21 protein-coding genes are annotated in these 24,911 nt (G+C 48.5%); 11 read left to right on the top strand and 10 right to left on the bottom strand.

The window, feature by feature from the left end; all coding sequences use genetic code 11:
• Window positions 1-122 precede the first annotated feature (122 nt).
• Window positions 123-3,410, bottom strand: a complete 3,288-nt coding sequence (locus ACKFKF_RS26895; RefSeq protein ID WP_446870464.1) for an efflux RND transporter permease subunit — start codon at window positions 3,408-3,410, stop codon at window positions 123-125.
• Complete coding sequence (locus ACKFKF_RS26890; RefSeq protein WP_446870463.1) at window positions 3,410-4,705, bottom strand: efflux RND transporter periplasmic adaptor subunit; 1,296 nt, start codon at window positions 4,703-4,705, stop codon at window positions 3,410-3,412. The genes ACKFKF_RS26895 and ACKFKF_RS26890 overlap by 1 nt, the downstream gene beginning before the upstream one ends.
• A gap of 1,164 nt (window positions 4,706-5,869) precedes the next feature.
• On the opposite strand from ACKFKF_RS26890, the gene ACKFKF_RS26885 reads away from it, so the two are divergent.
• Together ACKFKF_RS26885 and clpB are read left to right on the top strand one after the other, a co-directional pair.
• Entirely contained in the window at window positions 5,870-6,607 is a 738-nt protein-coding gene (locus tag ACKFKF_RS26885) for a response regulator transcription factor (protein WP_446870462.1), read from the top strand.
• Window positions 6,608-6,832: 225 nt separating this feature from the next.
• Window positions 6,833-9,457, top strand: a complete 2,625-nt coding sequence (clpB, locus tag ACKFKF_RS26880) for an ATP-dependent chaperone ClpB (RefSeq protein ID WP_446870461.1) — start codon at window positions 6,833-6,835, stop codon at window positions 9,455-9,457.
• Between the two features lie 217 nt (window positions 9,458-9,674).
• Here clpB and ACKFKF_RS26875 read toward each other — a convergent pair whose 3' ends face one another.
• Entirely contained in the window at window positions 9,675-9,827 is a 153-nt protein-coding gene (locus tag ACKFKF_RS26875) for a hypothetical protein (RefSeq protein WP_446870460.1), read from the bottom strand.
• Window positions 9,828-9,829: 2 nt separating this feature from the next.
• Between ACKFKF_RS26875 and ACKFKF_RS26870 the strand changes: the two genes are divergently transcribed.
• Both ACKFKF_RS26870 and ACKFKF_RS26865 read left to right on the top strand, forming a co-directional pair.
• Complete coding sequence (locus ACKFKF_RS26870; RefSeq protein ID WP_446870459.1) at window positions 9,830-10,108, top strand: hypothetical protein; 279 nt, start codon at window positions 9,830-9,832, stop codon at window positions 10,106-10,108.
• A gap of 2 nt (window positions 10,109-10,110) precedes the next feature.
• The gene (locus ACKFKF_RS26865) at window positions 10,111-10,470 is read left to right on the top strand and encodes a type II toxin-antitoxin system PemK/MazF family toxin (RefSeq protein WP_446870458.1); all 360 of its coding nucleotides are present in this window, start codon (window positions 10,111-10,113) and stop codon (window positions 10,468-10,470) included.
• A 191-nt stretch (window positions 10,471-10,661) separates the two neighbouring features.
• On the opposite strand, the gene ACKFKF_RS26860 is transcribed toward ACKFKF_RS26865, so the two are convergent.
• From ACKFKF_RS26860 to ACKFKF_RS26850, 3 genes are all read right to left on the bottom strand, one after another.
• Window positions 10,662-10,910 (bottom strand): hypothetical protein, encoded by a 249-nt coding sequence (locus ACKFKF_RS26860; protein WP_446870457.1) that lies wholly within the window; start codon window positions 10,908-10,910, stop codon window positions 10,662-10,664.
• A complete protein-coding gene (locus ACKFKF_RS26855; RefSeq protein ID WP_446870456.1) occupies window positions 10,879-11,205 on the bottom strand; it encodes a DUF6972 family protein in 327 nt (108 codons plus the stop codon). Before ACKFKF_RS26855 ends, ACKFKF_RS26860 begins: the two co-directional genes overlap by 32 nt.
• A gap of 66 nt (window positions 11,206-11,271) precedes the next feature.
• Entirely contained in the window at window positions 11,272-14,073 is a 2,802-nt protein-coding gene (locus ACKFKF_RS26850) for an nSTAND1 domain-containing NTPase (RefSeq protein ID WP_446870455.1), read from the bottom strand.
• 82 nt (window positions 14,074-14,155) lie between these two features.
• On the opposite strand from ACKFKF_RS26850, the gene ACKFKF_RS26845 reads away from it, so the two are divergent.
• From ACKFKF_RS26845 to fabI, 3 genes are all read left to right on the top strand, one after another.
• The gene (locus ACKFKF_RS26845) at window positions 14,156-14,521 is read left to right on the top strand and encodes a CU044_2847 family protein (protein ID WP_446870454.1); all 366 of its coding nucleotides are present in this window, start codon (window positions 14,156-14,158) and stop codon (window positions 14,519-14,521) included.
• A gap of 114 nt (window positions 14,522-14,635) precedes the next feature.
• Window positions 14,636-15,271 (top strand): hypothetical protein, encoded by a 636-nt coding sequence (locus tag ACKFKF_RS26840; RefSeq protein WP_446870453.1) that lies wholly within the window; start codon window positions 14,636-14,638, stop codon window positions 15,269-15,271.
• A 211-nt stretch (window positions 15,272-15,482) separates the two neighbouring features.
• Window positions 15,483-16,277: an enoyl-ACP reductase FabI gene (gene fabI / locus ACKFKF_RS26835; RefSeq protein ID WP_446870452.1), complete on the top strand. Its 795-nt coding sequence runs from the start codon at window positions 15,483-15,485 to the stop codon at window positions 16,275-16,277.
• A gap of 386 nt (window positions 16,278-16,663) precedes the next feature.
• Here the strand turns inward: fabI and ACKFKF_RS26830 are convergent, their stop codons facing one another.
• Window positions 16,664-17,032 (bottom strand): hypothetical protein, encoded by a 369-nt coding sequence (locus tag ACKFKF_RS26830; RefSeq protein ID WP_446861780.1) that lies wholly within the window; start codon window positions 17,030-17,032, stop codon window positions 16,664-16,666.
• Window positions 17,033-17,284: 252 nt separating this feature from the next.
• Here ACKFKF_RS26830 and ACKFKF_RS26825 point away from each other — a divergent pair, with 252 nt between their 5' ends.
• Complete coding sequence (locus ACKFKF_RS26825; protein ID WP_446870451.1) at window positions 17,285-18,868, top strand: nucleoside hydrolase; 1,584 nt, start codon at window positions 17,285-17,287, stop codon at window positions 18,866-18,868.
• A gap of 67 nt (window positions 18,869-18,935) precedes the next feature.
• Here ACKFKF_RS26825 and ACKFKF_RS26820 read toward each other — a convergent pair whose 3' ends face one another.
• Together ACKFKF_RS26820 and ACKFKF_RS26815 are read right to left on the bottom strand one after the other, a co-directional pair.
• A complete protein-coding gene (locus ACKFKF_RS26820) occupies window positions 18,936-19,862 on the bottom strand; it encodes a YsnF/AvaK domain-containing protein (protein WP_446870450.1) in 927 nt (308 codons plus the stop codon).
• Between the two features lie 105 nt (window positions 19,863-19,967).
• Window positions 19,968-20,906 (bottom strand): DUF2382 domain-containing protein, encoded by a 939-nt coding sequence (locus tag ACKFKF_RS26815; protein WP_446861777.1) that lies wholly within the window; start codon window positions 20,904-20,906, stop codon window positions 19,968-19,970.
• Between the two features lie 248 nt (window positions 20,907-21,154).
• On the opposite strand from ACKFKF_RS26815, the gene ACKFKF_RS26810 reads away from it, so the two are divergent.
• Both ACKFKF_RS26810 and ACKFKF_RS26805 read left to right on the top strand, forming a co-directional pair.
• Window positions 21,155-21,817, top strand: coding sequence for a bifunctional 4-hydroxy-2-oxoglutarate aldolase/2-dehydro-3-deoxy-phosphogluconate aldolase (locus ACKFKF_RS26810; protein ID WP_446870449.1), 663 nt, complete (start codon window positions 21,155-21,157; stop codon window positions 21,815-21,817).
• Between the two features lie 520 nt (window positions 21,818-22,337).
• Window positions 22,338-22,847, top strand: a complete 510-nt coding sequence (locus ACKFKF_RS26805; RefSeq protein ID WP_446861775.1) for a L,D-transpeptidase — start codon at window positions 22,338-22,340, stop codon at window positions 22,845-22,847.
• Window positions 22,848-23,033: 186 nt separating this feature from the next.
• Here ACKFKF_RS26805 and ACKFKF_RS26800 read toward each other — a convergent pair whose 3' ends face one another.
• Entirely contained in the window at window positions 23,034-23,741 is a 708-nt protein-coding gene (locus ACKFKF_RS26800) for a type 1 glutamine amidotransferase (protein ID WP_446870448.1), read from the bottom strand.
• 155 nt (window positions 23,742-23,896) lie between these two features.
• On the opposite strand from ACKFKF_RS26800, the gene ACKFKF_RS26795 reads away from it, so the two are divergent.
• A complete protein-coding gene (locus tag ACKFKF_RS26795) occupies window positions 23,897-24,766 on the top strand; it encodes a phytanoyl-CoA dioxygenase family protein (protein ID WP_446870447.1) in 870 nt (289 codons plus the stop codon).
• Window positions 24,767-24,911 lie beyond the last annotated feature (145 nt).

Here is a 24,911-nt window from a genome sequence, read left to right as displayed (position 1 = left end):
CCCAACCCCCCAATTTTGGGGGACTTTGAGACAATATTTCTCGTTCAAAGTCCCCTACTCGTGGGGGATTTAGGGGGCTGCCCGGATTATCAACCGTAGCGAAAGATTTCATCGAACTGCCATTAAACTAAATCTTTCTCTTTTTCGGGCGATCGCTCACTACTTTCGATCTCCTCAAGGGCGGAGAGTTTTCGTCTCGATCGCCAGTGGAATAACTCGTGTAGCAGCACATAAAAACAAGGAATGATGAATAGCGTCAGCAACGTGGCGAGGGATAGTCCTGAGAATACGACGATGCCCAGGGGACGCAGAAATTCGCCACCCTGACCGACACCCAACGCCAACGGAAACATTCCCAGTACGGTTGTGATGGTGGTCATGAGAACAGGACGCAATCGTTGAGGAGCCGCTTCTAAAATGGCAGTGCGACGATCGACACCCGTGCGATCACGAATCTGATTGGCAAGTTCGACCATAATGATCGCATTGTTGACGACAATCCCAACCAATAAAACTGCGCCGACGATTACAGTAGCACCGATCGAAGTCTTGGTGACATACAATCCCAAAATTCCGCCCGCCAACGCTAAAGGAATCGTCAGCATGATCACTAAAGGATCAATCAAAGAATTGTACTGTACCGCCATGACAACAAACACCAGAAACGCTGCCAATCCTCCCAGAATGGGAAGTGAGGACTGTAGCTGTTGGTTACTTTCTGCCGCAGCACTGGGTAACACGCTCACGCCTTGAGGCAAGTTAACAAATCGAAGCACCTGATTAACTTGAGCCAGCGCTTCTCCTAAACTGGCATTTTCAGTGAGGTTTCCGGCGATCGCAAATACCTGTCTCTGATTAATGCGTTGCACCTGTCCGGGAGCCTGTCCTTCTTGAATGCTGGCAACATCTGAGAGCCGAATCTGACGATTGTTTTCAGTGAATAGTGGCAGCCGTTCTAGTTGAGCAGGACTGCGAATGGAGTCTTGATCCAACTGCACTCGCACATCAACCAGACGGTTTCCTCGCTGCAACTGTGTGGGGACTGTTCCAGTAATCGCTGTTTGAATCGTATCCCCAATGTCTTGAGTGTTTAAACCCAGAGCCGTTAAGCGTCCTGAATCTGGGATGATTTGTACTTCTGGCTGACGTTGATCCGCGTCGGGTCGAAAACTTGCCAAAGTCGCCTGTTGTTCCAAAGCTTGCAAAACCTGCCGCCCAGCTTGGTTCAGAGTTCGCTCGTCTTCTCCTTGCAGCAGCACATCAATTTCTGCCCCTCTAACAGGTGAGTTACTCAAAATCACCCCGCGCACCTGACCTGGACTCAACCGCAGCCGAATGTCCACCAGATTTAATCGATTCAACTCGCGGGTGACTTTTGCTACATAAGCAGCGACATCTGTCCCCGGTTTGAGCGTGATCGTACTGGAACTTCGCAACGGATTTTCACTGGTATTGCTGCCAAATAGAAAGCCGCCAATCGTCGAGAAAACGTACTCTGTTTCCGGTTGAGCGCGCAGAATTTTGTCCGTCGCTTTCATGACTTTACGATTGGTTTCAAGCGGCGTACCGGGCGGAAATTGAGCAATCAGATTGGCTTGTCCGGTGTTGATGCGGGGCAGAATTTCTTGAGGAATCTGGCCCACCATCCAAAAACTGCTGCCGCCCAAAATCAGGACTGTCAAACCGATAACTAGCCAGCGCGATCGTAGCGCTCGATGCAGCAGCCCACCATAGCCGCGTGTCGCATCTTCAAACCGCCGATTAAACTGCCTTAACAGCCAAAACTCTCCCACCCGACTCGACCAGCGAATGGCCAACAATCGAGAAGTCAACATGGGCACAACGGTTACAGCAATGAGAATCGAAGCGGCCACAGAAAAGCTAATGGTTAAAATCAATTCGTTGAACAGTAGCGCGATGAATCCGCCGATTAGCAGAAATGGCAAAACTGCAACAAGGTTGGTACTGGTCGAAGCAATTAATGCAGACTCCACTTCTCGGCTACTTTGAGCCGCCTGCTGAATCAATTGCCGAGAGGTGAGCCGCGTCCGCGTGTCTTTTCCGGGTGTCATGCCCGCCCCTTCTGCAATGTTTTCGAGCATGACGATCGAGTTGTCTACAACAATCCCAACGCCTAGCGCCAGTCCCCCTAAACTAAAAATATTCAGCGATAAACCAAATAATCCCATTAAGATGATTGCTGCCAACGTCGCTAAGGGAATCGCTAAAACGATAATAAACGTTTGGCGAAGCGAACCCAAAAATAATAGAACGGCGATCGCGGCTAATCCTGCCCCAATTAATCCAGAAGTCGCCACGTTGGAAATGGCATCGCGAATGAAAACAGATTCATCCAGCGTTGAGGTCAACGTCACATCTTCAGGAATCAGCCGAGACTGACGCAGTTCTTCGATCCGTTTCTTGACTCCTTCGACCACCTCGATCGTATTCGCTTCTGGCTGCTTCTGAACGCTAATTTTGACGGCTGGCGACCCATTTAATGACGCAAAAACTCGCTGTTCTGCTGTCCCGTCGATCACCTCTGCAAAGTCTCTTAGATAGACGCGGCGATCGTTGGTTTGAGCATTGCTTTGAGTATTCGCTTGAGCGTTGGTTGAATCGGAGGACTGAGTACCGCTAGAATTGCCGACCGCAAAGGAGAGATTTTCAAGCTGTTGAGCGTTTTGAAATCGCCCGATCGTACGAGTCAAGGGTTCAGAGTTACTGCCCAAAATCCGCCCGCCTGAGATGTCTTGATTGGTGTCTGTCAGTTCGTTCAGCACGTCAGTTAGCCCAACGCCTTGAGCCTGAAGGCGATCGAGATCTACCTTGACCCGCACTTCTTCCTCAATGCCACCCGACACATCTACCGCCGCCACACCCGCAACTACGCCCAATTCACGCGCCAATTCTTCGTCAGCAAACACGCGCAAATCCACGTCTCGGAGGGATTCAGAAGTCAGCGCTAACTCATAAACAGGAAGCTGGGAGGGGTCTACTTTGAATAGCGTCGGGTCTTCGATCGTATCCGGCAATCTGCCTCTGGCTCGGTTAAAAGCTGCCGTTGCATCATTTAATGCCTGGTCAATATTTCCACCCGGTCGAAAAAACAAATCGACGCTGACTTGCCCTTCTCGCGTTTGAGAATAGACCTGCACCACGCCCTCTGTCGCCGAAAGCGCTTCCTCTAAGGGCTTCGTCACTTCATCAACAGCAACTTCGGGAGAAATCCCCGGCGCGTTGACTCTCACCCCAATTCGCGGATAAGTAATCGAAGGCAACAGATCAACCTGAAGCGTCGAAATAAAGAAGAACCCCATCACAATCACTGCCAATGTCAGCATCAGGGTGCCAATGTGTTGACGAATTGCAATGCCGCTAAGACTAAAGCCCGATCGAGGGGTCTGCATTATGATCGCTCCTGCTCAGAAATTACACTCGTTCGCACTACTTGACCATCTTTGAGTGGCTGACTGCTCCGAGCCACAAACGTCTCTCCAGGCTTGAGTCCCGACAGAATTTCAACCTGTCCGTTGGTGCGTTTGCCCAGTTTGACCGATCGCGCCACCACTTGTGAACGATCGCCTTCTTTTTGGATTGTAAATAGGGTTGCAGTGGTGCTTTTTTCTTGTTCCTCTTTTTGTGCTTCTGCCGTTTGCACTGCGGCTTGAGGAACGACGACGCGCTGAGTTTCAGATTGTGAAAAATCGACTCGCGCCAGTAATCCACTTCCGATTCTTGACCCTGTGTTGGGAATGGTCACTTCGACGGGAATTAGTCGCGCCGTTGCGTCAGCGTCCGGAGAAATGCGGGTGACTCTACCGACAAACTCCTGATTGGGAATGGCATCTAGCCGCACCTGTACAGGCTGCCCAACTCGAATATTTTCCAGTTCTAACTCTGACACCTGAACCGCAATTTTGACCTGGCTGAAATCTCCTACCCTCAAAATCTCAGTTCCCGCTTGAGCAAGATTTCCTGGCTCTGTCACTCGCTGTAAAACCGATCCGGTAACGGGAGAAGTTAGCGTGGTGTAAGACTGGCGTTCGGCTTCTTGATTGACAGCGGCTTGTTGGGCTGCCACCCTTTTTTGAGCCGTTGCCACCGATCGCTCTCTGGCCCCGATTTGCGCCTGAGCCGATCGTAGTGCCTGGAGTGCGGTGCGGGCTTCGGTTTGCGCCTGTTCTGCTTCTTGAGTGGGAATGGCTCCTTCTCGCGCTAATCTGCTGGCACGGGCTGCATCTGCCTGAGCTTGTTGAAGTTCTGCCTGGGCGCTTCCGGCTTGAGTCCGAGCTTCGATTACGTCTGCGAGGGCCCGATCAACTTCTGATTCTTGGGCGGCTAATTCTGCTTCGGCTTGACGCACGGCAGATCTTAGTAATGCATCATCCAATCGTCCCAGGGTTTGACCTTGCTGCACGCGATCGCCCACATCGACATTCAGGCTGAGAAGCTGGCCTTCGACCTGCGATCGTACTGAGACTTCTCGAATGGGTTTGGTCGTTCCGGTATATTCCAGTCGTTTTCGTAGCGAATCAGAACGAGCGATCGCGACATCGACAGCCGTTGCTTTTTCGCTCGCAGGTCGGGACTGTGTTTCTGCCTCCGCTCTAGGAAAACCGCTACAGCCTGCCAAGCCCAACAGCATCACGAGAATAATCGGAACCGGAGGAGCTAATTTCTGCGATCGAGTAGTCTGGCTCATAGGGAAGCTCCCAGTTCTCACAAATGAGATGGCTCTTTATAAAACTTCACTCACAGAGTAAGGTGTAATCATTAGCACTTCAATCTGTAATAAGGCAGAGATCAAAGAAGCCGTTAGGATCGTGGATTAAATAACTCCGAAATTTCACCCTCACCCTAGCCCTCTCCCCAAGGAGCTGCCGTGTACACACAAGTCGATCGATCTGTCATTGCTGAGATCCTTCGCCCCCTAAATCCCCCAAAAATGGGGGACTTTGAGCCGTCGTCCTGGCTTTGAACTTTGGAAATCTTTCCTTGGTCAAAGTCCCCCAGCATGGGGGATTTAGGGGGCTGAAGCCGCCTGAAACGAAGCAATAACGACTTGTGTGTACACGGCAGCCCCAAGGAGAGGGAACCAGACTCTAGCCCCTTCTCCCTAGGGAGAAGGGTTGGCGAGGGCTTCGCCCCACTTCGTGAGGAGGGCGATCCGAGACTCTACAATTGTCGAAGTTATTTAATTCTCATTCCTTAGTGTTGATCCTGGCGTATTTTTGAACGTAGAAAAGTTTTGTCGTCGTGTTGAAGAAACGAATCGCTAAATGAAGCGATCGACCAAGAGAAGCTAACGTCATTCTGAATCACACCAGCATCATCACTTGTGTATCAGACCTCTATCAGAATGCGTTTTATACGAATTAACTTTTTACTCCGCCATCATTCATCTAAACTCATCTGAATTCGATAAGATACTCGGCTGCAACGATCAATTCAGAGACATCTCTCAATAGAGAACGATGAACAGAGTCTTGTCCAAAAGTTCCCCAAATTGGCAGCTTGGGAGGCAGCAGATCTCACCAACAAAGCGAAGTTTTTAATCAAATTGATGTTAACTCCAGGGTAGCCATCGCCCGCACAAATTGATAAGAAAATGGGTTTAACCCAATCTTTAATCAGATTTAACCTGCTAAGTTCCTGATTTGTTTATTGTTTTGATGGTTAGATTCATTCAATCTCTATTTAATGTTGAATGTTGTAGGTGATAAGAATCGTTTGCGTTGTCTTTTCAAAACAGGAGTCAATTAGCCGCAGTCTACTTTATCTTCAAAATTTGGTTTGCACTTCAGGAAGCCTGAACAGATTTTCTAACCCAACCTGAGTTGCTAAAACTGCGGTATTCGATAACTTTATGCGATCGTTCGGAGCCTCTCAATCATCCCCCTGTATTCTAGTTGTCGAAGATGAAGCCGTTATTCGGGAAACGATCGCGACTGCTCTACGAGAAGAGGGCTATCAAGTGATCACCGCTGAAGACGGTCGTCAGGCGCTTGATTTGGTGATCAGTGCTGCGACGCTAGAAGATGGATCTAGCGCGATCGACCTGATCATTCTCGATCTGATGTTGCCCTACGTGAATGGGCTGGATGTTTGCCGTATTCTTCGCCAACAGGGAAACCTCACCCCAATTCTTATTCTCAGTGCGCGAGGAACCGAAATGGATGTGGTCGTCGGGCTAGAAATTGGAGCCGATGATTATCTCGCCAAACCGTTTGGACTGCGGGAATTAATTGCGCGTTGTCGAGTGTTGTTGCGGCGATCGTCGCGCACTCAATCTATTGCGTCAGAACAGTCAACGCTTCAGTTTCAAGACATCACCCTCTATCTACAAGAATACAAAGTGACGGTGCGAGATCAACAGGTCAATCTGTCGCCCAAAGAGTACACGCTGCTAGAGTTATTCATGCAAAATCCGCGCCGAGTTTTTTCACGCGATCAGCTTTTAGAGCGAGTCTGGGGTCTGCAATCGATGAGCGATCCTAAAACGGTAGATGTACACATTCGCTGGCTCAGAGAGAAGCTAGAAATTGATCCGAGTTCTCCTCAATACATCATCACTGTGCGCGGATTTGGCTATCGGTTGGGCTAAACGCTTCAGGTGCCTTTAACTGCTGATCAGTCATTGCTGCATGATCAATTTGGCTCATTGACAACCTGCCCATCTTCAAATTCGATTCCTTGATTATGACCTGCCAGAACAAGCGCTCTTCGGGAAGGACTACCCAAAAGGTGTGAACTCCGATCTGTCACGAATCCCTTGACTTCTCTACAATGGCTGTATCAAGTTAGAACGTTATAGGTAGAGGGGGACGCGATGCAGCCAACCAACCCCAATCAATTTACAGAGAAAGCCTGGGAAGCGATCGTTCGCACCCCGGAAATCGTCAAAGAAGCCAATCAGCAGCAAATCGAAACCGAACACTTAATGAAGGCACTGCTTGAGCAAGATGGGCTTGCCACGAGCGTGTTTAACAAGCTGGGAATCAAGGTGCAGCAACTGCGCGATCGGGCGGACGAATTCATCAAAAAGCAGCCAAAAATCTCTGGGAGCGGCAGTTCTGTTTATCTCGGTCGCAGTATGGATGTGCTGCTCGATCGGGCAGAAGACTCGCGCAAACAGTTTGAGGATGATTTTATTTCTATCGAACACCTGCTGCTGGCCTACGCCAAAGATGATCGCTTTGGGAAGGTTCTGTTTTCAGAATTCAAATTAGACGACACTAAACTAAGAGATGCGATCGTCCAAATTAGAGGAAGTCAAAAGGTGACGGATCAAAACCCCGAAGGCAAGTACGAATCTTTAGAGAAATACGGACGCGATCTGACTCAGTATGCGCGAGAAGGCAAGCTCGACCCGGTGATTGGGCGCGATGATGAGATTCGCCGTACTATCCAGATTCTGTCGCGTCGGACAAAAAACAATCCTGTTCTGATTGGTGAACCTGGAGTTGGGAAGACGGCGATCGCAGAAGGGCTGGCCCAACGAATTATCGCGGGAGATGTGCCACAGTCGCTCAAAGACCGCAAATTGATCACGCTGGACATGGGTTCTCTAATCGCGGGCGCAAAATATCGCGGTGAATTTGAGGAGCGGCTCAAGGCGGTTCTTAAGGAAGTGCTGGACTCTAAAGGGACGATCATTCTCTTTATCGATGAGATTCATACGGTTGTCGGGGCGGGCGCGACTCAGGGCGCAATGGATGCCGGAAACCTCTTGAAACCGATGTTGGCCAGAGGCGAACTGCGCTGTATTGGGGCGACGACGCTGGATGAATATCGCAAATACATCGAAAAAGATGCGGCTTTAGAACGGCGATTTCAGCAAGTCTACATCGATCAGCCCAGTGTCGAAGATGCGATCTCGATTTTGCGCGGTCTCAAAGAGCGGTACGAACTGCACCACGGCGTTAAGATTTCTGACTCTGCGTTGGTGGCTGCGGCGACGCTTTCGACTCGATATATTAGCGATCGCTTCCTCCCTGACAAGGCGATCGATCTGGTGGATGAAGCTGCCGCCAAGTTAAAAATGGAGTTGACTTCTAAACCTGAAGAATTGGATGAAGTCGATCGCAAGATCTTGCAACTAGAAATGGAGCGGCTGTCGCTAAACAAAGAAACTGATCGGGCTTCTCTAGAGCGACTGGAACGCATCGAACGAGAACTTGCTGACCTCAAAGAAGAGCAAAGCGGATTTAATGCTCAATGGCAAGCCGAACAAGGCGTAATCAAGAAGCTTCAGGAATTGAAGGAAGACATCGATCGCGTCAACACCGAAATTCAGCAAGCCGAACGGGACTATGATCTCAATCGAGCGGCTGAGTTAAAGTATGGCACTCTGACCAGTCTCAATCGCCAACTTCAAGAAATTGAAGACCAGCTTGCCCAGACCCAAAAGAGTGGTAAATCCCTGCTGCGTGAAGAAGTCACCGAGTCTGACATTGCCGAAATCATTTCTAAATGGACGGGCATTCCGATCAGCAAGTTGGTCGAGTCAGAAATGCAAAAGCTGTTGACCTTAGAAGACGAACTGCATCATCGCGTGATCGGTCAAGACGAAGCGGTGACAGCGGTGGCGGATGCGATTCAGCGATCGCGGGCTGGACTTGCTGACCCCAACAAACCCACGGCCAGCTTTATCTTCTTGGGCCCAACTGGTGTAGGTAAAACTGAACTTGCTAAAGCGCTCGCCGCCTACCTGTTTGACACCGAAGAGGCAATGGTACGCATCGACATGTCCGAATATATGGAGAAACACGCCGTCTCGCGTCTCATCGGTGCGCCTCCTGGATACGTTGGCTATGAAGAAGGCGGACAGTTGACCGAAGCCGTTCGTCGTCGTCCTTACTCGGTGATTTTGTTTGACGAAATTGAGAAAGCGCATCCTGACGTATTCAATGTGATGCTACAGATTCTCGACGATGGGCGCGTCACCGACTCACAAGGTCGAACCGTGGACTTTAAAAACGCGATCATCATCATGACCAGCAACATCGGGTCGCAGTACATTCTGGATCTAGCGGGAGACGACGATCGCTACGAAGAAATGCGCTCACGAGTCATGGAGGCGATGCGATCGAGCTTCCGTCCAGAGTTCTTGAATCGGATTGACGAAATCATCATCTTCCACAGTCTCCAAAAATCAGAACTGCGCGAGATTGTCAAGATTCAGGCGATGCGCTTGTCTGAGCGGTTGAGCGATCGTAAGATGTCTCTCAAACTATCGGATGCGGCCCTCGACTTTTTGGCGGATGTGGGTTACGACCCGGTATTTGGGGCCCGTCCACTCAAGCGAGCCATTCAGCGAGAATTGGAAACGCCGATCGCCAAGTCAATCCTACGGGGCGAATTTAGCGAAGGGGACACCATTTTCGTCGATGTGGGTGAAACTGAGCGGCTAGAGTTCCGCCGCTTGCCTTCTGAAGTGCTAACCACTCAATAGACCAAAGACCGAAAATCAAAACCAAGAACTGGGGTGGGCATCGTTCTGCCCCTTTTTATTTCGAGTTGAAAGGTTAGCTAACTAACCATGCCGATCGAGAGGCTTCAAATGTACTCTGGATTGCAGTCGGCAAAGTTGATACACTCGCTGTCTAGAAACCCAGCTATTGCCATTTCTAATACCATCTCAATCGGATATCCTGTTTCAGCAGCATGAGCTAACAGCGATCGCTGAATTCGGTCTGGAAACGCTTCTTCATTTTATTTCGTATTCCTTCGTAGGTTGCGATCGTGGCGAAGGTATCGATGTCGTTAAGAATGGGGTGAGTGAGTCTTGGCTGATAAAATAGAATGAGGACTGAGGAATACACGCATGGCAGATCCGGCAACCCTTGAACAAACCTTACTGGAAACGCTTAGATCGCTTTCTTTTCCTCAACAAGAAGCTGTGCTGAATTTTGCTCGATCGCTCTCTAAAGATAGTTTCTCACTCGAACCGCTGCCCTTTTCGCTTCAACAAATCGCAAAGCTGCCGATTCGAGAGCGCGATCGCTTGCTTGCTCCTTATGTAGATGCAATGGCAGAAGATTTTCAAACTGATCCAGAACTGACTGAGTTTTCAGGGTTGGATACGGAAGGTTGGGAGGATTAGTTTTGTCGATCGCTAAACGGGGTGAGATTTGGCTGGTCAATCTTAATCCGACTAGAGGGCAAGAAATTCAGAAAACTCGTCCTGCGGTGGTGGTTAGCTCGAATGTCTATGGTGCGATCGCGATGCGAATTGTGATTCCGATCGCGACTTGGCAAGACAAGTTCAGCACACGTCCTTTTATGGTAAGGATTCCTGCAACATCGGAGAATGGACTCGATCTCGATTCTGCTGGCAATGTTTTGCAGGTTCGGAGTGTTTCAACTGAACGCTTTGTGAGCCGGATTGGGCGAATTGAGCTCGATCGACTGAAAGAATTGTTAGCGGGTCTGGTAATCTGCGTTGAATACGACCCAGAGGCGTGATCTAATCTAGAATTCTTACTCTTCTCGGCTCCAGACGTACTTGCGGCAGACTTCGCAGGCTTCAATCGCAGCGGGATCGTGGGGGTCGTTGAGGCTGGGATGGTGGCGATTACCGCTTTGGGAACTGCGTAGCAACCGCAGTAAATCCTGAACAGATACTTAAATATACTCTAGCTTGCAGCGAGGGAGGGTTAGGCGACTTTTTCGGCTTTGAGTTGTCCTTCAATTCGCTCGTATTCATCTTCGAGGAGCCACAGTTTTGCGTCTTGGTAGGAAGACCCGGTAAAGACAACTTGATAGTTTTGTGCTGGATCGTAGATGCTACAGTTCTCTTGTTCGTCGCAGAGCAGGATCAGAACGTAGGGGGGAGAGGCGGTTGGATCGACCCACAGTTCTGTGAAGTCCCAGTTATCGGCTAGGGCGAGTGCGGGGGATAACATGATATTTGTCTCCTTTGATCTTCATTTCTCCATAATAGAGTGGGGTTTGGTTGCCGTCTGCATCGAGTCGATAGCCAATGGGTTCTGTGAAGTAGAGTCCGTAGCGATCGTGTCCACGTAGGGTTCCTGTAAATTCGCCGTTCTGTAAGATGGCTGCGGCAACGGTTTCGAGGGTGGCACGATCGTGGAAGAGATGAACGCTGCCTTCTCGCTCTAGGAGCTTTTGCATTTGTGGGGTGTTGGGCAGGTGTTTTGCAAGGTGTCTTGAGTCGAGAGTTAGGTCACGATCGATCATGCTGTGGTTGCATCTCTGCTTGGCTGTGCTGGAGACGTAGAATCTCAAGTCAATTTGATGTGCTGCTCATTTTACGTTTTTAAGGTTTAATTGCTTCTTCAGCGCAGGGGGAATGTTTTCGACGGTTTCCCATCCTTGGATGTCTCGCCAAGTTGTCTTATCATCCCATCGGACATCCTCCAAATTAGGGCACTGACGTATCTTCTGTTGATTTATGATGTCAAAGAATTCAAAACATCCAAACTTTGCACCGCTCAAATTCGCGATACTGAGGTTGGCACCGCTCAAATTCGCACTAACGAGATGGGTACTGCTCAAATTCGCACTAACGAGATGGGTACTGCTCAAATTCGCATCATTGAGGTAAGCACCGCTCAAATTCGCCCCACTAAGGCTGGCATCGCTCAAATTCGCACTACTGAGGTTGGCACCGCTCAAATTCGCACGACTGAGGTAAGCACCGCTCAAATTCGCATCATTGAGGTAAGCACCGCTCAAATTTGCCCCACTAAGGTTAGCATCGCTCAAATTTGCGCCAATGAGGTAAGCACCACTCAAATTTGCGCCAATGAGGTAAGCACCGCTCAAATTTTCGCCAGTGAGGCTGGCGTTTGCTAAGGTTGCGTTGTTGAGCGATCGACAATTCCCAAAGACCCGTTCTCTGAAGTATTGAGGAACTAAGAGAAAAGGTTGGTGTGCCCAACATCCTCTAGCAAGATCAATCACTGCTTCTGTTTCCCCTGAACTGCCATTTCCGAGCCGCTCAATCTGTTGGTAATTCTGCCGTACCGCCGCTTCCCACCAAAAATACTCGGCTGGAATGCCTAAAACCGAGATCGGAATCAGCAACAATCCTGCTAACTGTGATCGCCTCCACCACAAACTCTTCTGAATAAACGCCTTTGCCCCCAACACCGCTTCAGGCTTATCCTTTAGCAATCGTTTAGCATCTTTCAGCAATCGCCCATCTAGCAGATATTTCCGCTTCCCCTCTGCCTGCCATTCCCGCTTGGCATCCTCAATTTTATCCACCAGCCGTCGCGTCTCACGATCGCTCTCTCGCCATCCGACAAACCGCTTCCAAGAGAGCATCAAAGCTTCATGGCTTAAATCAATCACATCTTGTTGATCGATTCGATTACTAACTAACAATCGCCCATCAACCAACGTAGTGATCACAGATGTGATCGCTTCTTTCTCCCCCGCATCCTTTCCCATCGTCAACAGATCTGCCTTAGCTTGTCGCTGACGAGTATCTTTCGTTCCTTCTCCCGTTCGCACCAACCGCAATAACACTCGTTTTGCCCACTCTTCTTGGTTGCGGACTGCAAGTTGTTTGTAGATCTCCTCAGCATGAGCATTCAGCGCTCCTGTCACGCCATTCAATTTCTGATAGGCAGCAACGGTTAATTCAGTATGCGATCGCAGATTCCACAACTGCTGCAAGGCAAACTCCAATAGCGGCAAACAATTCTCCTCTGACTTCACATCCTGCAAAATCTGTGCCAAGAGTCGAGCTTGCAGCGTCATTCCCTGAATGGTGGCTGGCTTAACGATCGCGGCTTCCAAATCCGCCCCTGAGATCGCGCCTAACCACACTGCATTCGTCTGAGCCTGCGTTAGTGCCACATTTGCCAAACAAGCCTCCACAAAATCTGCCCGCATTGTGATCACAGCTTTAATCCGTCCTGACTCCGGCAGATTCAACAGCAGATTGATAAACTCCGATTGCTCAGCGCGATCGCGACACAGCGTAAAGATTTCCTCAAACTGATCGACCACTAGCAAAATGGGTTCATCCCCTGGAATCGAGGGACGACACTGTGAAACAAGAGGCTCAATCACATCGCCGACGTACAGACTGGAAATCTGCGATCGCAGCGTCTCCAACGGTTCTGTCCCTGGTGTCATCGGTTCCAATACTCGCCAGCCCAACTCCTCCAACCGAGGAATCAACCCCGCCCGCACCACCGAAGACTTCCCGCTGCCACTTGCCCCAATCAACGGCACAAAGTTCGATCGAGCCAACGCCGCCACCAAATCCTGCACCACGCGATCGCGCCCAAAGAAAAACTTTGCAGTCGCAGGGGTAAAGGCTAACAGTCCTTGATAAGGATTCGTTTCATCGATCGTGACCTGTGCGGATACTGTGGGCTGATAACTCACCAGGGTTAGCGATCGACCACCCCCTAAATAAAACGGTTCCTGCCCACTGTTTTGCAATTCCCCAGCAATAAAATCAAACAGCTTTCCGGTCGTCACCTGACCGCGATCGTTCTTCTCCTGCAATCCCTTTAGCAGTGCCGTCGTAAAAATGCTGTGACGCTCACTATTGCGCGCATAAGCCTGCTCAAAATCTCGACAAGCCGCAATCAAGAAGTAATCCGTCTTGGTAAAAGCAGTCATCGTTTCACGGACGAGGCGATTTTCTAGCAAACTCCCGCTATAGCAGCACTCCAACAGCAGCACCAAACTCCCCAAATCCGCACTTCGGATCAGATCATTCAAGCCCTCTAGTGGGATTCCTAGCTCCTGATGTGTAACCCGCCCATCAGACGACACCCGAACTCTACAATCCGACGGAGCCAGATAAATCCGCTTCTGTCCAAAGCTCTCAGACAGCGGGAATCCATGCCCCGTGTAATAAATCACAACATCGCTGCGCGTTCCCTGTTTATGTAGCAAGTCCTGAATCGCCTCTTCCAACTGCTTTTGTGTCACCGTCCCAATCAACGGCTTAACTTCCTGAAAGCCTCCATGCTGCCTCAGCAGATTCGCGATCGCTTCTGCATCCCCTCTTGTTTTACTCAACGATTTCATCGGAGCCTGATTGGTATCAATGCCGATTACAAGTGCATACCGTGCCATAAGACTAGAGAAAAGGGATTGAGCGTATTTTATACTTTCCTTCATAGAAACCAATTCCCCTATCCCTGTCCGGAGACCTCCCATGTCAGAAATTCAACCCCTTCACGTCCGAGAAGAAAACGGCGACACCTACACAATCTACGTTGCTGTGAAAGATGATGCGGTTGACATTCCCGCCCCCGTCCCCTCGGACGATCCCGATCGTGAAGGCTACGGCCTTGATCCTCAAGCGATCATGGTTGAAATGGTTGAAGTTCACCAGGCGATCCAGGCTTATACCCGTTATGCGATCGGAGCCTTCAAAAACTTCAGCACAGAACACATCGAGGAAGTCAACCTGAAATTCGGCTTAAAGATTGGGGGGAGGACGGGGATTCCTTTTCTAGCCGAAGCGACGAGCGAAGGTAACTTTGAAATCGAAGTCAAATGCAAATTCTCCAACCAGTAAAGCGATTCGACTCCATTCATAGTTAGAACCGTATCCATCCAACCTGTCGTCGTATCCGTTCGGCTTGTCGTCGTATCTGTTCAGTCTGTCACCGCGATCGCGACAACATTCTTCGTGAAAACCGCAACATTCGCCACGAACATCACGACCTTCGCCACGAACATCACGACCTTCACCACAAACGCCCCGATTTTCTCAGCAAAACTACTCATCGTCACCTTGTCGCTGTGGAAAATCATGAGACGCGACCATCAAACTTCTCAAAAACAACACAATCTTTTGCGCGAACCACTCAACCACTTTCTCAATGACTCAAGACAAACTAGAACGGTACAGAATCCTAGAAAGGAACCCTCTACGATGCCACGCGCCCAACGCACCTCTCGCATTCTCGACAAAGGACAACTGCGGATCTTGAAGCTCAAAGCCATCGATCCTGATCTGAGCTTTGGCAGCGATCGCAATCTCTCAACCCTCGAAACGCAGATCAAGCAGCTACACACCAAATTGAATGACTACAACACCACGATCGCATCTCTCGACATTGCCAAACAGGAAATCGACCAAATGGAACGCGACCTGGGCGACTTGCTCGATCAACTCCTGAATGGCGTAAGTGCTAAATATGGCAACGATAGCCGCGAATATGAAATGGCAGGCGGAACCCGCAAGAGCGATCGTGTTCGCAAAAGCGCTCAAAGCCGCACAAAAAACAACGTTACAAAACTAGCGACTGCTGAAACTCATTAGAAGCGCGATCGACCACCCTGCATGAATGCCTTAAAGCCTTCAATGCAACGTGAATTCAACGAAACCTTTCGCCGCGATGATTAATGCAAGAAAACAAGCTAAATCTCCCCTCCTCCCTCCTCCCCAAACCGAACCAACCAAACCAAACCACTACTATTCCCCAACGTCCCATCTTTGAGTATTCTCATAGTTGCCCTTGAGATAGACATCTATGCTGAACCTGACCGGAAAAAATGCCTTAGTGACTGGGATCGCCAACAACAAATCGATCGCCTGGGGCATTGCCCAACAACTCCACAAAGCCGGGGCAAATCTTGGCATTACCTATCTACCCGACGAAAAGGGCAAGATGGAGAAAAAAGTCGCCGAACTGGTCGAGCCGCTGCAACCTAGCCTGTTTTTGCCGCTCAACGTTCAGGATGATGCTCAGGTGCAGTCTACGTTTGAGACAGTGCGCTATCGCTGGGGCAAGCTAGACATTCTGATTCACTGTTTGGCATTTGCCAGCAAAGATGATCTGTCGGGCGACTTTAGCAAAACGTCTCGTGCAGGCTTCAACACGGCTCTGGATATCAGTGCATATTCGCTGATCACGCTGGCTGGAGCAGCAAAACCATTGATGACAGAAGGGGGAAGCATTGTGACGTTGACCTATTTGGGCGGCGTGAAGGTGATTCCAAACTACAACGTCATGGGGATTGCAAAGGCGGCACTAGAGATGAATGTCCGCTATCTCGCCTATGAGTTAGGAGGGCAAAATATTCGCGTCAATGGCATCTCAGCCGGCCCCATTCGCACGTTGGCCTCCTCTGCGGTAGGTGGCATCTTAGATATGATTCACCACGTCGAAGCGGTAGCTCCTCTCAAGCGAACCGTCACTCAAACAGAAGTTGGAAACACAGCCGCGTTTTTGTGTAGCGACCTATCGAGCGGCATTACAGGGCAGGTGATCTACGTCGATGCGGGCTATGAAATCATGGGCATGACCGGAACAAAAGGCGAGTAACATCCCATTTAGAACCCGGTTGACTGACAAAACTTCTTGCTTGGCAGTTAAAACCGCAGCTATGAGAACAAAATCCACCTTCGCGGATTAATAAAACCTTGAATAGCTTCGGATTTCATTCGCTAGTCAACCACCAACAGATTAGGGCTTCAAAGGTTTTGTCAGTCAATCAACATCAAGAACTGTATTGGATGCGATCGCTCTGGTAAAAAATTTTCCCTAGAATTCGATGAAACACTTCGTAGTTAAAAATTCTAGCTGCCCTCCAACCCCTCGCCCGTGAGGAACTTTACATCAGCCGCTTGTCTAAAAGTCCCTCAGAATTGGCAGCTTGGGGGGCAGAAGTACCAAACACCGAAGCGAAAACCCCTCATCAAATCCAGGTTCTAATGAGTGCCGTAATGCGTTTCTAAAAGCGATCGCAGCATATCAACCATCGGGATTCCTTCTTCAACCGCCTTTGCTTTGATCGCTTTGTGCAACGGTTTTGCAATATCCAACGTTAGCCGCTTCATCTTGACGTTTTTATTAGCCTCCTCTTTAACCGTTTCTTGAGGGGTTGGCTCGACTACGATCGGTTCAACGACATCAGTTTTGGTGATCTTTTTGGCGCTGCGAGTCTTCTTTTTGGTGGGTTCTGCGATGGGATCTGAAGGTACGATCGCCGTTTCCAAAACAGGACTTTCTTTAACGCTGATCGAAGTCGGAATCGATGTAGCCTCAGTCTTGGAGCTTTTTGCTTTTTTGTTGACCATGTTTGCTTGTCCTACTGACTCTAGGAATAATTTGTTTTCTGTGAATATAATAACTCACATTTGCAGAAAATCGTAAATACAGAAACTAGACCGTTGATGAAAGTGAGGTCTTCTGCACCAGAGTAAGCAATTTTTGATGGGGTGAGCGATCGGTATTCCTCTACACCTGTCGCAAAAGTTTAGCCCTTTAAAATCACAAAGTTGCATTCAGACATCTGGATGAAAACAGCGTCGCTTTTAAGGAACTTACCAATGGTTTGTTTTGATTTCAAAAGTCTTGCATCCAAGCTTCTGCTCACCAGTATTGCAAGTATTTTTTGCGTTCCTCTACCGTCACTTGCCGCCGAGCCAATTCGCGTTATTCTTGACCATGACGGCGGATTTGAAGACTACTATTCACTCCTGGTTTTGGCGCTGGCTTCTCAAAAAGATGCGCCCCCCGTCAAACTTTTAGGAGTCACAACCGCTTCTAACGGAGAGTCTTACTGCAAAGATTCTAACGGATATCCAGAGTTAAAAAAAGAACTGTTAGGCAACTTTAGTGCAGACGAAGGCTCGATTTCGGGCATCACTCAAAAAGTTCTCTCCGTCGCGGGCTATAGTGGCGCAAAAATCTATACAGGCTGCGATGAAAGAGTCACAACAATTGCCGTTCCCAATCAAGCCGATGAGTTTGGCAAGCCGCTTCCTGGCTCCAAAAGAACGCGGTTTCGAGTCCAACTTCCATTATCTGGAAAACCTGGATTAGAACCTTGCTTGCTACACAAAGAATTTGTTTTTTCTCAACGAGACATTGTTTGTTTTAACGAATTCAATCGACCCTTTCGAGATGAAACTTTGCGGTACGTTTTGCCCAAAGCACAAGACGCACTCAATGAGTTTCAGCTACCCGAATTAAACTTATTTGACCCCAGAAAGAAGGCTTCTACATTCTTGGCAGAGGCAATCTGTGAGTCTTATCAAAAGCAGGAAAAGCTGACGATCGTTGCCGTTGGCCCCGCGACCAACATTGCCAGAGCCTACGCCAAACTAGAGCAAGCCCCCCAAAAATATGGCTGTCCTTTTAACATCAAGCTGACCGATTTGAAATCAGTGATTTCGGTACGCTACATGGGAGGCGCATGGGACGCTAACAAAGCCGACAATTTTGACGCAAATGGCAACTATCGACTCAACGAACCCTTCCCCACCTGGACAGAAGGCAACATCTATTTCCAAGCTGGAGAACACATTTTTGGAATGCACCATCTTCCCTTTCCCGGCACAAACTTTGAAGCCATCCAAACCGGGGAATCTAAAAAAGCATTCAATTCTCTGAACAACGCAGAATTTAACTTTTGGATCGACGCAAAAGCCGTTGAGAAACTTCTAAACTCAGGCATTCCAACTGACATTGTGCCGTTAAATGCGACCAATTTTGCCAGACTGCAAGGGTTTGCCGATCGCATTCAAAATAACCCCGCTCAATGCAAGACGGCTCCCGCTCAGTTCGTCAAAAATGTGCAGTTAGCCAACTCTCCTGCTCCAGGGGTGTTTGTCTTTGATGGGCTATTTCTCTGGGATACGTTAGCAGCAACCAGCGTCTGGAATAACTTTGTAAACTTTGAAGACTTCCGCGATCTCGAAATTACAACTTTGACAAATGGAGACCCCAACACCGTGACGGGACAGATTTCTGCCAAAGAACTTTTTCGTCGAGATATTGGCAGTCTATTTAGACTGGGACGAGTCAACAATCCTGTTAGAGTCGGGCTTACCGTCAATCCGGCCCCCGGTGACCCTGACTTTAAGACGACGATTCAAAACGTAGTGTTTGATCTAGTTTGCCCTTCTTAAAAGGTTAGTTGAATGGGTAGTTGATCTCTGATTGAGGGCGAAAATTAACTACCCACTTTTTCCAAATCTAACGTTCTTTTTTGATTGAGCAGCGATCGAACCAGCCTTGATATAACTCAGATTGACTTGCATCTTCTAACTCGATTTCAACTCGAATGCGTTTGCAGCCGTGCCGCAGTTGGTGAGCGATCGTATCCATCAACCAGGCTGCCGTTTTGGGTGAATCGAATTCTCCACTAACAATATGATTGCTAATTTGATGCGTGTCAGGAATGTAGTCTTGCAAATTGAGATCAGAAATTCCGTCTTCTCCCAAATCGATTTCAGCAAGCTGTCTACGGTCTGGGCTAATCTGTTCGACAATCAATTTTTCACGCCGGACAGGAACCTGAATCATCCGAGTTTCGATTTCTTTACGAACAATTACCTCGCCAACTTTATGTTTCGTGTAGTCAACTTTTAGCCGTTCTTCTAATAGCTGAATTGACTCTTCTTGTACAACCGTTTCTGACAACACTTTTGGACTGTCAACATGCTCAATCACACCCTGCGCCTGTTCAGGAATGGGCTGATTTTCGAGGGTGTCAACTTCAATTTCTTGAGCCTGATTGTCCTGCTCAATGATGATAGCGCCAAATAAGTCTTGGGTCGGTTGATTCGATGATTGCATGGGAAAAGAATACTCCGGAAGACGACGAATATCTGCTTGATTAAGATTGATCGCAACGGTGCGATCGCGTGATTTTACACGACTGACAAATCGACTAGAAAGCAACAAAAATCGCTCTCCTTGGTTAACATCCGGTTGAGCAACAATAATCTTTAGACGCTGCTGATCAAGGATCAAATCTCTTACCTCGCCAACAAACCGCCCCTGACGATCGACCAGGTTAAAGCCCATAATTCTGCTTTTCAAATGGTCAAGTCTATCGTCAATTGGCTCAGATGCTCCTGTCTGGGATGAATGCTCTTTTGTAAAAGTTTCAGAATTCATAAGGTTGAATTTTCGGGTAATTTCACTTCTTTAAAAACACAGGCAGAGCCTCACAGATTAGCCCTGCCCATGTCTCTTAAACGATTAGATCAGCCATTAACTAACCTAGATTCTGCGGTTTGCAGCGTCCCCTTCCACTACGGGACGGCCTTGAGTATCCACATCCAATTCTTCACGACGGATTTGTTCTTCGGCGGTTACAGTGTCTTGCTCGACTACTTTCTTCACCTTCACTTCTTCCCGCACAAACGCTTCTTTGTGGATGTCTGGCGTTTCCTCATAAACTTCAACTCGCGCCACTTCACCTTCCTGGAAAGCAGTTGCATCAGGGGTGATGGTGCCAGAGGTAGGAGTTGTCCGCTCGATCACAACGCGCTCTTTTTCAACGGGGACAGAGACTCTAGCGGTTTCGGTTTCGACGCGCTTACCGATCGCCACTTCGCCCGTTTTGGCACGAGTTTTGCTGGCTACTAGACGTTCTTGATACAGCTTGAGGCTGGGGTGTTTGGTGTCATCGATCGCATACAGATCTGCGTCGTGGTTGTCATAGCTGTAGGTGTCACGATCGTAGGTCGCAGGAGCCGCACCCATTGATGAGCCAGTGTAGGCAACGCCAGTATCAACTGGGATCGGAGAGTCAAGGGAAGCAGAGGCTTCTAAAGGAGCGCCAAGACCTGTCGTTGCGGTAGCCGCAGTTGGACGGTAAACATTACGAACTTGCTCTTCATGCTCGTAATCGATCTTCAAATCTTCGGTAAATTCAGGCAGAGACTCGACTTGAGCTTTGGTTAGACCATCCGCATAGACGTGGTTATCGCTGTAATCGATGCGGGCACGTCCGATCGGCAGCATGACTTGCTTGCCAAAAATCCAGGCTCCGGTGTTGATGACTAAATAGCGAAAACGCCCTTCTTCATCGACTAAAACATCATTAACTGAGCCAATTTTCTGGTCGCCAGAATAGAGATCCATACCTTTAATATCGTGACCCTCAAAGTGATCGCGATAGTCAGGATCAAAGTCCTTAATTTTATAGAGTGCCATGTTTAGTTTCCTCAAGTTTAGCTTTGGTTTCAACTATCAATGTTAGGGATTGAATTTAGAAAGACCATCTTTCTAATGACCTAATCAACTCTCTCTAATGACTGAACTTTTCTCAAATGTAACTTCCGATTAATTTCTGACTAAGGTAATCTTTTGATTAAGAAACATTGAAGGAGGCGTTGAATTCGATAAAATCATTTCTCTTGACTTCTACAACTTTGTATTTCTACAACTATTTCTATTTATAGATGAAAGCAGACTCTTGGTTAGCAAAGCTTCGAGCACATCGAGCGATCGCGGTTATTCGTGCCCCTACGCTCAAGCTGGGTCGAGAAATGGCTAAAGCAGTCGCACTCGGTGGAATGAAGTTAATCGAAATTACCTGGGACAGCGATCGCCCCGCTCAATTAATTCATGAACTCAGGAACGAACTTTCTGACTGTACGATCGGGACGGGCACTGTTTTTACACTCCATCAATTACAGTTAGCGATCGGGGCGGGGGCGGAGTTTGTCTTTACGCCTCATGTCAATCTTCATTTGATTGAGCGAGCGATCGAGCAAGAAATTCCCATGATTCCAGGGGCGCTTACGCCGACTGAGATTGTGATGGCGTGGCAAGCAGGAGCCAGCAGCGTCAAGGTCTTCCCAGTTCAGGCGCTTGGAGGAAGCCGCTATATTCATAGTTTGCAGGCCCCTCTGGCACACATTCCGCTGATTCCAACAGGTGGGGTGAGTCTGGACAATGCAAAAGAGTTGGTGGCCGCAGGCGCGATCGCCGTGGGACTATCGGGCAATTTGTTTCCCAAGTGGGCAGTCGAGAATCAAGATTGGGACGCGATCGTGCAGCAGTCCAAAAGTTTGATGCAAGGGTTGGAGGATTTTAGAAGAGGGATGAGGGATGAGGGATGAGGGATGAGGGATGAGGGATGAACTGGCCAACGTGGATTCTGTACGTGTCGCGGCGTTGCTGAATCAGGGGGTGTGCCCCAAAGCGGCGGGAACCCCAAGGTTCAAAGCCCCCCAATTTTGGGAGATTTAGGGGGCGAAAAGACTAACGCTTCCCACAGATTCATCCCTCCAATCAGCAACGCCCTTGTCGCTTTTGTTGCAGGTTCGCTTTGCTTCATAAATGGAGGAACTTTGAACCGGAAATTTTCTCTGAAAGTTACTCAGAATTGGCAGGAGATTTGAACATTGAAGCGAAACAACTTCATCAAATTGATATTAAACAAAATTGGGAGTGACTGGAATCTGTACAAGTGGCGGTGTAGTCGAATAGACAAGGGCGAAACAAGTATAAATGTCCGATGCGAAAGTGAAATGGCTCAAGATGCAAATTCTACTTGCAGACTTTCTGAAGCTGACTTTTGCACAGGGTTGCAGCATTACCACCAACATATCCATTATCAATAGAAGAGAGGGGCTAAAAATGAAGTGCCTCAACTACGCTGCTGCTATGCTTTTGGCTACTACTGGCTTGACTTTGACTACCCTAAATGTTGATTTATTACCTGCTTTAAGCAAACCTGTCTCGATCGCGAAACCAAGTCCGGTCGTCACCAAAATTGCAGCCCTCAAAAAGTCTAACCAACGTTGGATTGAGATCGATTTGTCCAGTCAACGGCTCACCGCTTGGCAAGGCAAAAAGCCTGAATATGCAATGATCATTTCAACGGGTAAAGACGCGACCCCAACACCAACGGGTGTGTTTGCAGTCCAAACCAAACTAGAATCGGCTCGAATGCAGGGTGACGACTATGACATTCCGGATGTGCCCTACACCATGTTTTATTCGGGCAACTATGCCATTCATGGCGCTTATTGGCATCGCAGGTTTGGCACGCCTGTCAGTCATGGCTGTGTAAATGTGGCCGTCGATCATGCAGAACGTCTGTTTGATTGGGCTGAAGTCGGTACTCCAGTCATTGTTCGCGAGTAGTTCCTAAACGGTGGGTAGCGATCGACCTGAGTTTTATCGAGTGCATTAAATTGATATGAATTCTATGATGTTAGAGGACGTTTGAAACGTATCAGAAGCTGCTTTGCTTTGTTGCTGTCCCGCCACTTGCGGGTGAATGCGATCAACGGTACTCTTTAAACGTCCTTCTACAATCAGGTTGATGATTTAGGAAACTTGAAGAAAGTTATGCATAAACTGATGAGCTAGAGGCGCAACTAAAGGAGAGAACTGTTTGGCTTCTATGAGCATTCGATCGACGCTCTCATCAATTTGACTTTCTGCAAACTCTTGCTCAAGAACGATTGAACAATCTTGAATTACAGCGTCATCCATTTCTAGATGAAACTGAATCGCCCATAGAAAGTCTTGATAGCGAAAAGCTTGATGGGTATAGATTTCACTTTTCGCTAAATGGGTGCAACTTGGCGGTAAATCAAAGGTATCTTGGTGAGACTGAAATACTTTGAAGCGATCGGGAAACTCCCTTAACAAAGGGTCAGTTTTTGCCGCCTCGGTTAATTGCACCTCACACCAACCTGCTTCTCGATCCGCCTTTCCCCGATAAACAGAGCCGCCCAGAACTTTTGCCAAAACTTGCGACCCTAAACAGATGCCCAATGTGGGAATTTTTTGAGCGATCGCGCTTTCCAAAAGCTTAAATTCATCGCGCAAAAACGGATATTCGTCATCTTGATAAGCGCTAATACTGCCGTCCAAAACAACAATATGAGAGTAGTTTTCTAGCGGGTGACTCAACCCCTCACCTTGAGAAATATCTAAATATTGAATTGAAAAATTATTCTCCTGAGCAGCATTTTTTAGCATTCCTAGACTGGTACATTTCTCATGTCGAATGACTAAAATTGTAGTCATTTAGCGTTCCCTCGTTTTGACAGAATTGATGTCTCAAACCGCAACCTTTCTTGAATGCTGCTAGGTTTTGAATCCCGGTTTCTGTATTCCTCGCCACATATTATAACAAGTGGATACGGTACAAATTTTGAATCATTCCGCAAGCCGAATTCACTATGCCGTTGAGCCTGATCACCCCAGAGCAGCACGATCGCTTTCGAGAAGATGGCTTTTTGATTGTAGAAAACCTGATTGATCAAGAAACCGTTGATCGGTTAATCGATCGCATTGATCCGCTTTTTTCAGGCGAATTTGAGACGGGCATGTATCCCGATGAATGGTACTGGAATCCCGCTCTGGGGTTGCCGACTGCCTCTGGTCAGATGAGTAATGTCTGGAAAAGCGATCGTACGTTTGCCTCAGTCGTCCTCTCGGCCAAAATTGGCGAAATTAGTGCGACTTTGGGCGGTTGGAATGGCTCCCGGCTGCTCAGTGATAGCCTGTGGCGCAAACCTTACGGAGCCAATGAAACGACGCTGCACCAGGACTCAATGTACTCCTTTTATCACACGCCTCAAGAACTTGTGACTTGTTGGATTGCGTTGAGCCATGCCGTTAAGAGAGCCAGCACGATCGAGTATGTGCGCGGTTCTCATCATTGGCCCAGGTCAGGAGCCGTCGCAGAATTTCACGCCACAAACAAGAGCTATCGATCGGATATGGAGCAGGCCGCCCAGCAAGCAGGCATCAATCATCCCGAAGTTTTGCAATTAGAACTCAAGCCAGGAAGCTGCGCCTTTCATCACGGAAACATGTGGCACGGCTCTAACAAAAACTTAATGCCTGGTGTCGTGCGTCGCAGTTTGGTCATGGCTTACATTCCCGCAGAGTCTCGATTCAAACCCGCCGGGGCCTATGTGCCAGGAGGCTATCTGCCAGGACGATACAAACGATTTGGAGACGACACAATGGATGAGAGTTTTTTCCCGATCGTCTATCACTCCAAGGGCGATCGTTCGGCGTTTTTGGAAGACGCTAGACATTAGACCGAAGACTAAACGTTTATTGAGTCAGAGTGAATTCGGTGTGAATCCGATGAAATTCTTCACTTCGCTTACAGATTCAGAGGAGCAAGCTCTGCTTGACTGACAAAACTCAGGAAAGCGAGAAAGGAAGCTAGGAGGGAAGTAG

It is taken from the genome of Phormidesmis sp. 146-12 (assembly GCF_052939495.1).
This window is presented reverse-complemented; position numbering and strand designations above follow the sequence as displayed.

Excerpts from the sequence above, each read along its gene's own strand:
- ACKFKF_RS26850 (WP_446870455.1), bottom strand. The coding sequence starts at position 14,073 with ATGGCACGGTATGCACTTGTAATCGGCATTGATACCAATCAGGCTCCG.
- ACKFKF_RS26805 (WP_446861775.1), top strand. The coding sequence starts at position 22,338 with ATGAAGTGCCTCAACTACGCTGCTGCTATGCTTTTGGCTACTACTGGC.
- ACKFKF_RS26815 (WP_446861777.1), bottom strand. The coding sequence starts at position 20,906 with ATGGCACTCTATAAAATTAAGGACTTTGATCCTGACTATCGCGATCAC.
- ACKFKF_RS26885 (WP_446870462.1), top strand. The coding sequence starts at position 5,870 with ATGCGATCGTTCGGAGCCTCTCAATCATCCCCCTGTATTCTAGTTGTC.
- ACKFKF_RS26870 (WP_446870459.1), top strand. The coding sequence starts at position 9,830 with ATGGCAGATCCGGCAACCCTTGAACAAACCTTACTGGAAACGCTTAGA.
- ACKFKF_RS26890 (WP_446870463.1), bottom strand. The coding sequence starts at position 4,705 with ATGAGCCAGACTACTCGATCGCAGAAATTAGCTCCTCCGGTTCCGATT.
- ACKFKF_RS26800 (WP_446870448.1), bottom strand. The coding sequence starts at position 23,741 with ATGACTACAATTTTAGTCATTCGACATGAGAAATGTACCAGTCTAGGA.
- ACKFKF_RS26855 (WP_446870456.1), bottom strand. The coding sequence starts at position 11,205 with ATGATCGATCGTGACCTAACTCTCGACTCAAGACACCTTGCAAAACAC.
- ACKFKF_RS26830 (WP_446861780.1), bottom strand. The coding sequence starts at position 17,032 with ATGGTCAACAAAAAAGCAAAAAGCTCCAAGACTGAGGCTACATCGATT.
- ACKFKF_RS26860 (WP_446870457.1), bottom strand. The coding sequence starts at position 10,910 with ATGTTATCCCCCGCACTCGCCCTAGCCGATAACTGGGACTTCACAGAA.
- ACKFKF_RS26820 (WP_446870450.1), bottom strand. The coding sequence starts at position 19,862 with ATGAATTCTGAAACTTTTACAAAAGAGCATTCATCCCAGACAGGAGCA.
- ACKFKF_RS26810 (WP_446870449.1), top strand. The coding sequence starts at position 21,155 with ATGAAAGCAGACTCTTGGTTAGCAAAGCTTCGAGCACATCGAGCGATC.
- ACKFKF_RS26845 (WP_446870454.1), top strand. The coding sequence starts at position 14,156 with ATGTCAGAAATTCAACCCCTTCACGTCCGAGAAGAAAACGGCGACACC.
- clpB (WP_446870461.1), top strand. The coding sequence starts at position 6,833 with ATGCAGCCAACCAACCCCAATCAATTTACAGAGAAAGCCTGGGAAGCG.
- ACKFKF_RS26895 (WP_446870464.1), bottom strand. The coding sequence starts at position 3,410 with ATGCAGACCCCTCGATCGGGCTTTAGTCTTAGCGGCATTGCAATTCGT.
- fabI (WP_446870452.1), top strand. The coding sequence starts at position 15,483 with ATGCTGAACCTGACCGGAAAAAATGCCTTAGTGACTGGGATCGCCAAC.
- ACKFKF_RS26825 (WP_446870451.1), top strand. The coding sequence starts at position 17,285 with ATGGTTTGTTTTGATTTCAAAAGTCTTGCATCCAAGCTTCTGCTCACC.
- ACKFKF_RS26795 (WP_446870447.1), top strand. The coding sequence starts at position 23,897 with ATGCCGTTGAGCCTGATCACCCCAGAGCAGCACGATCGCTTTCGAGAA.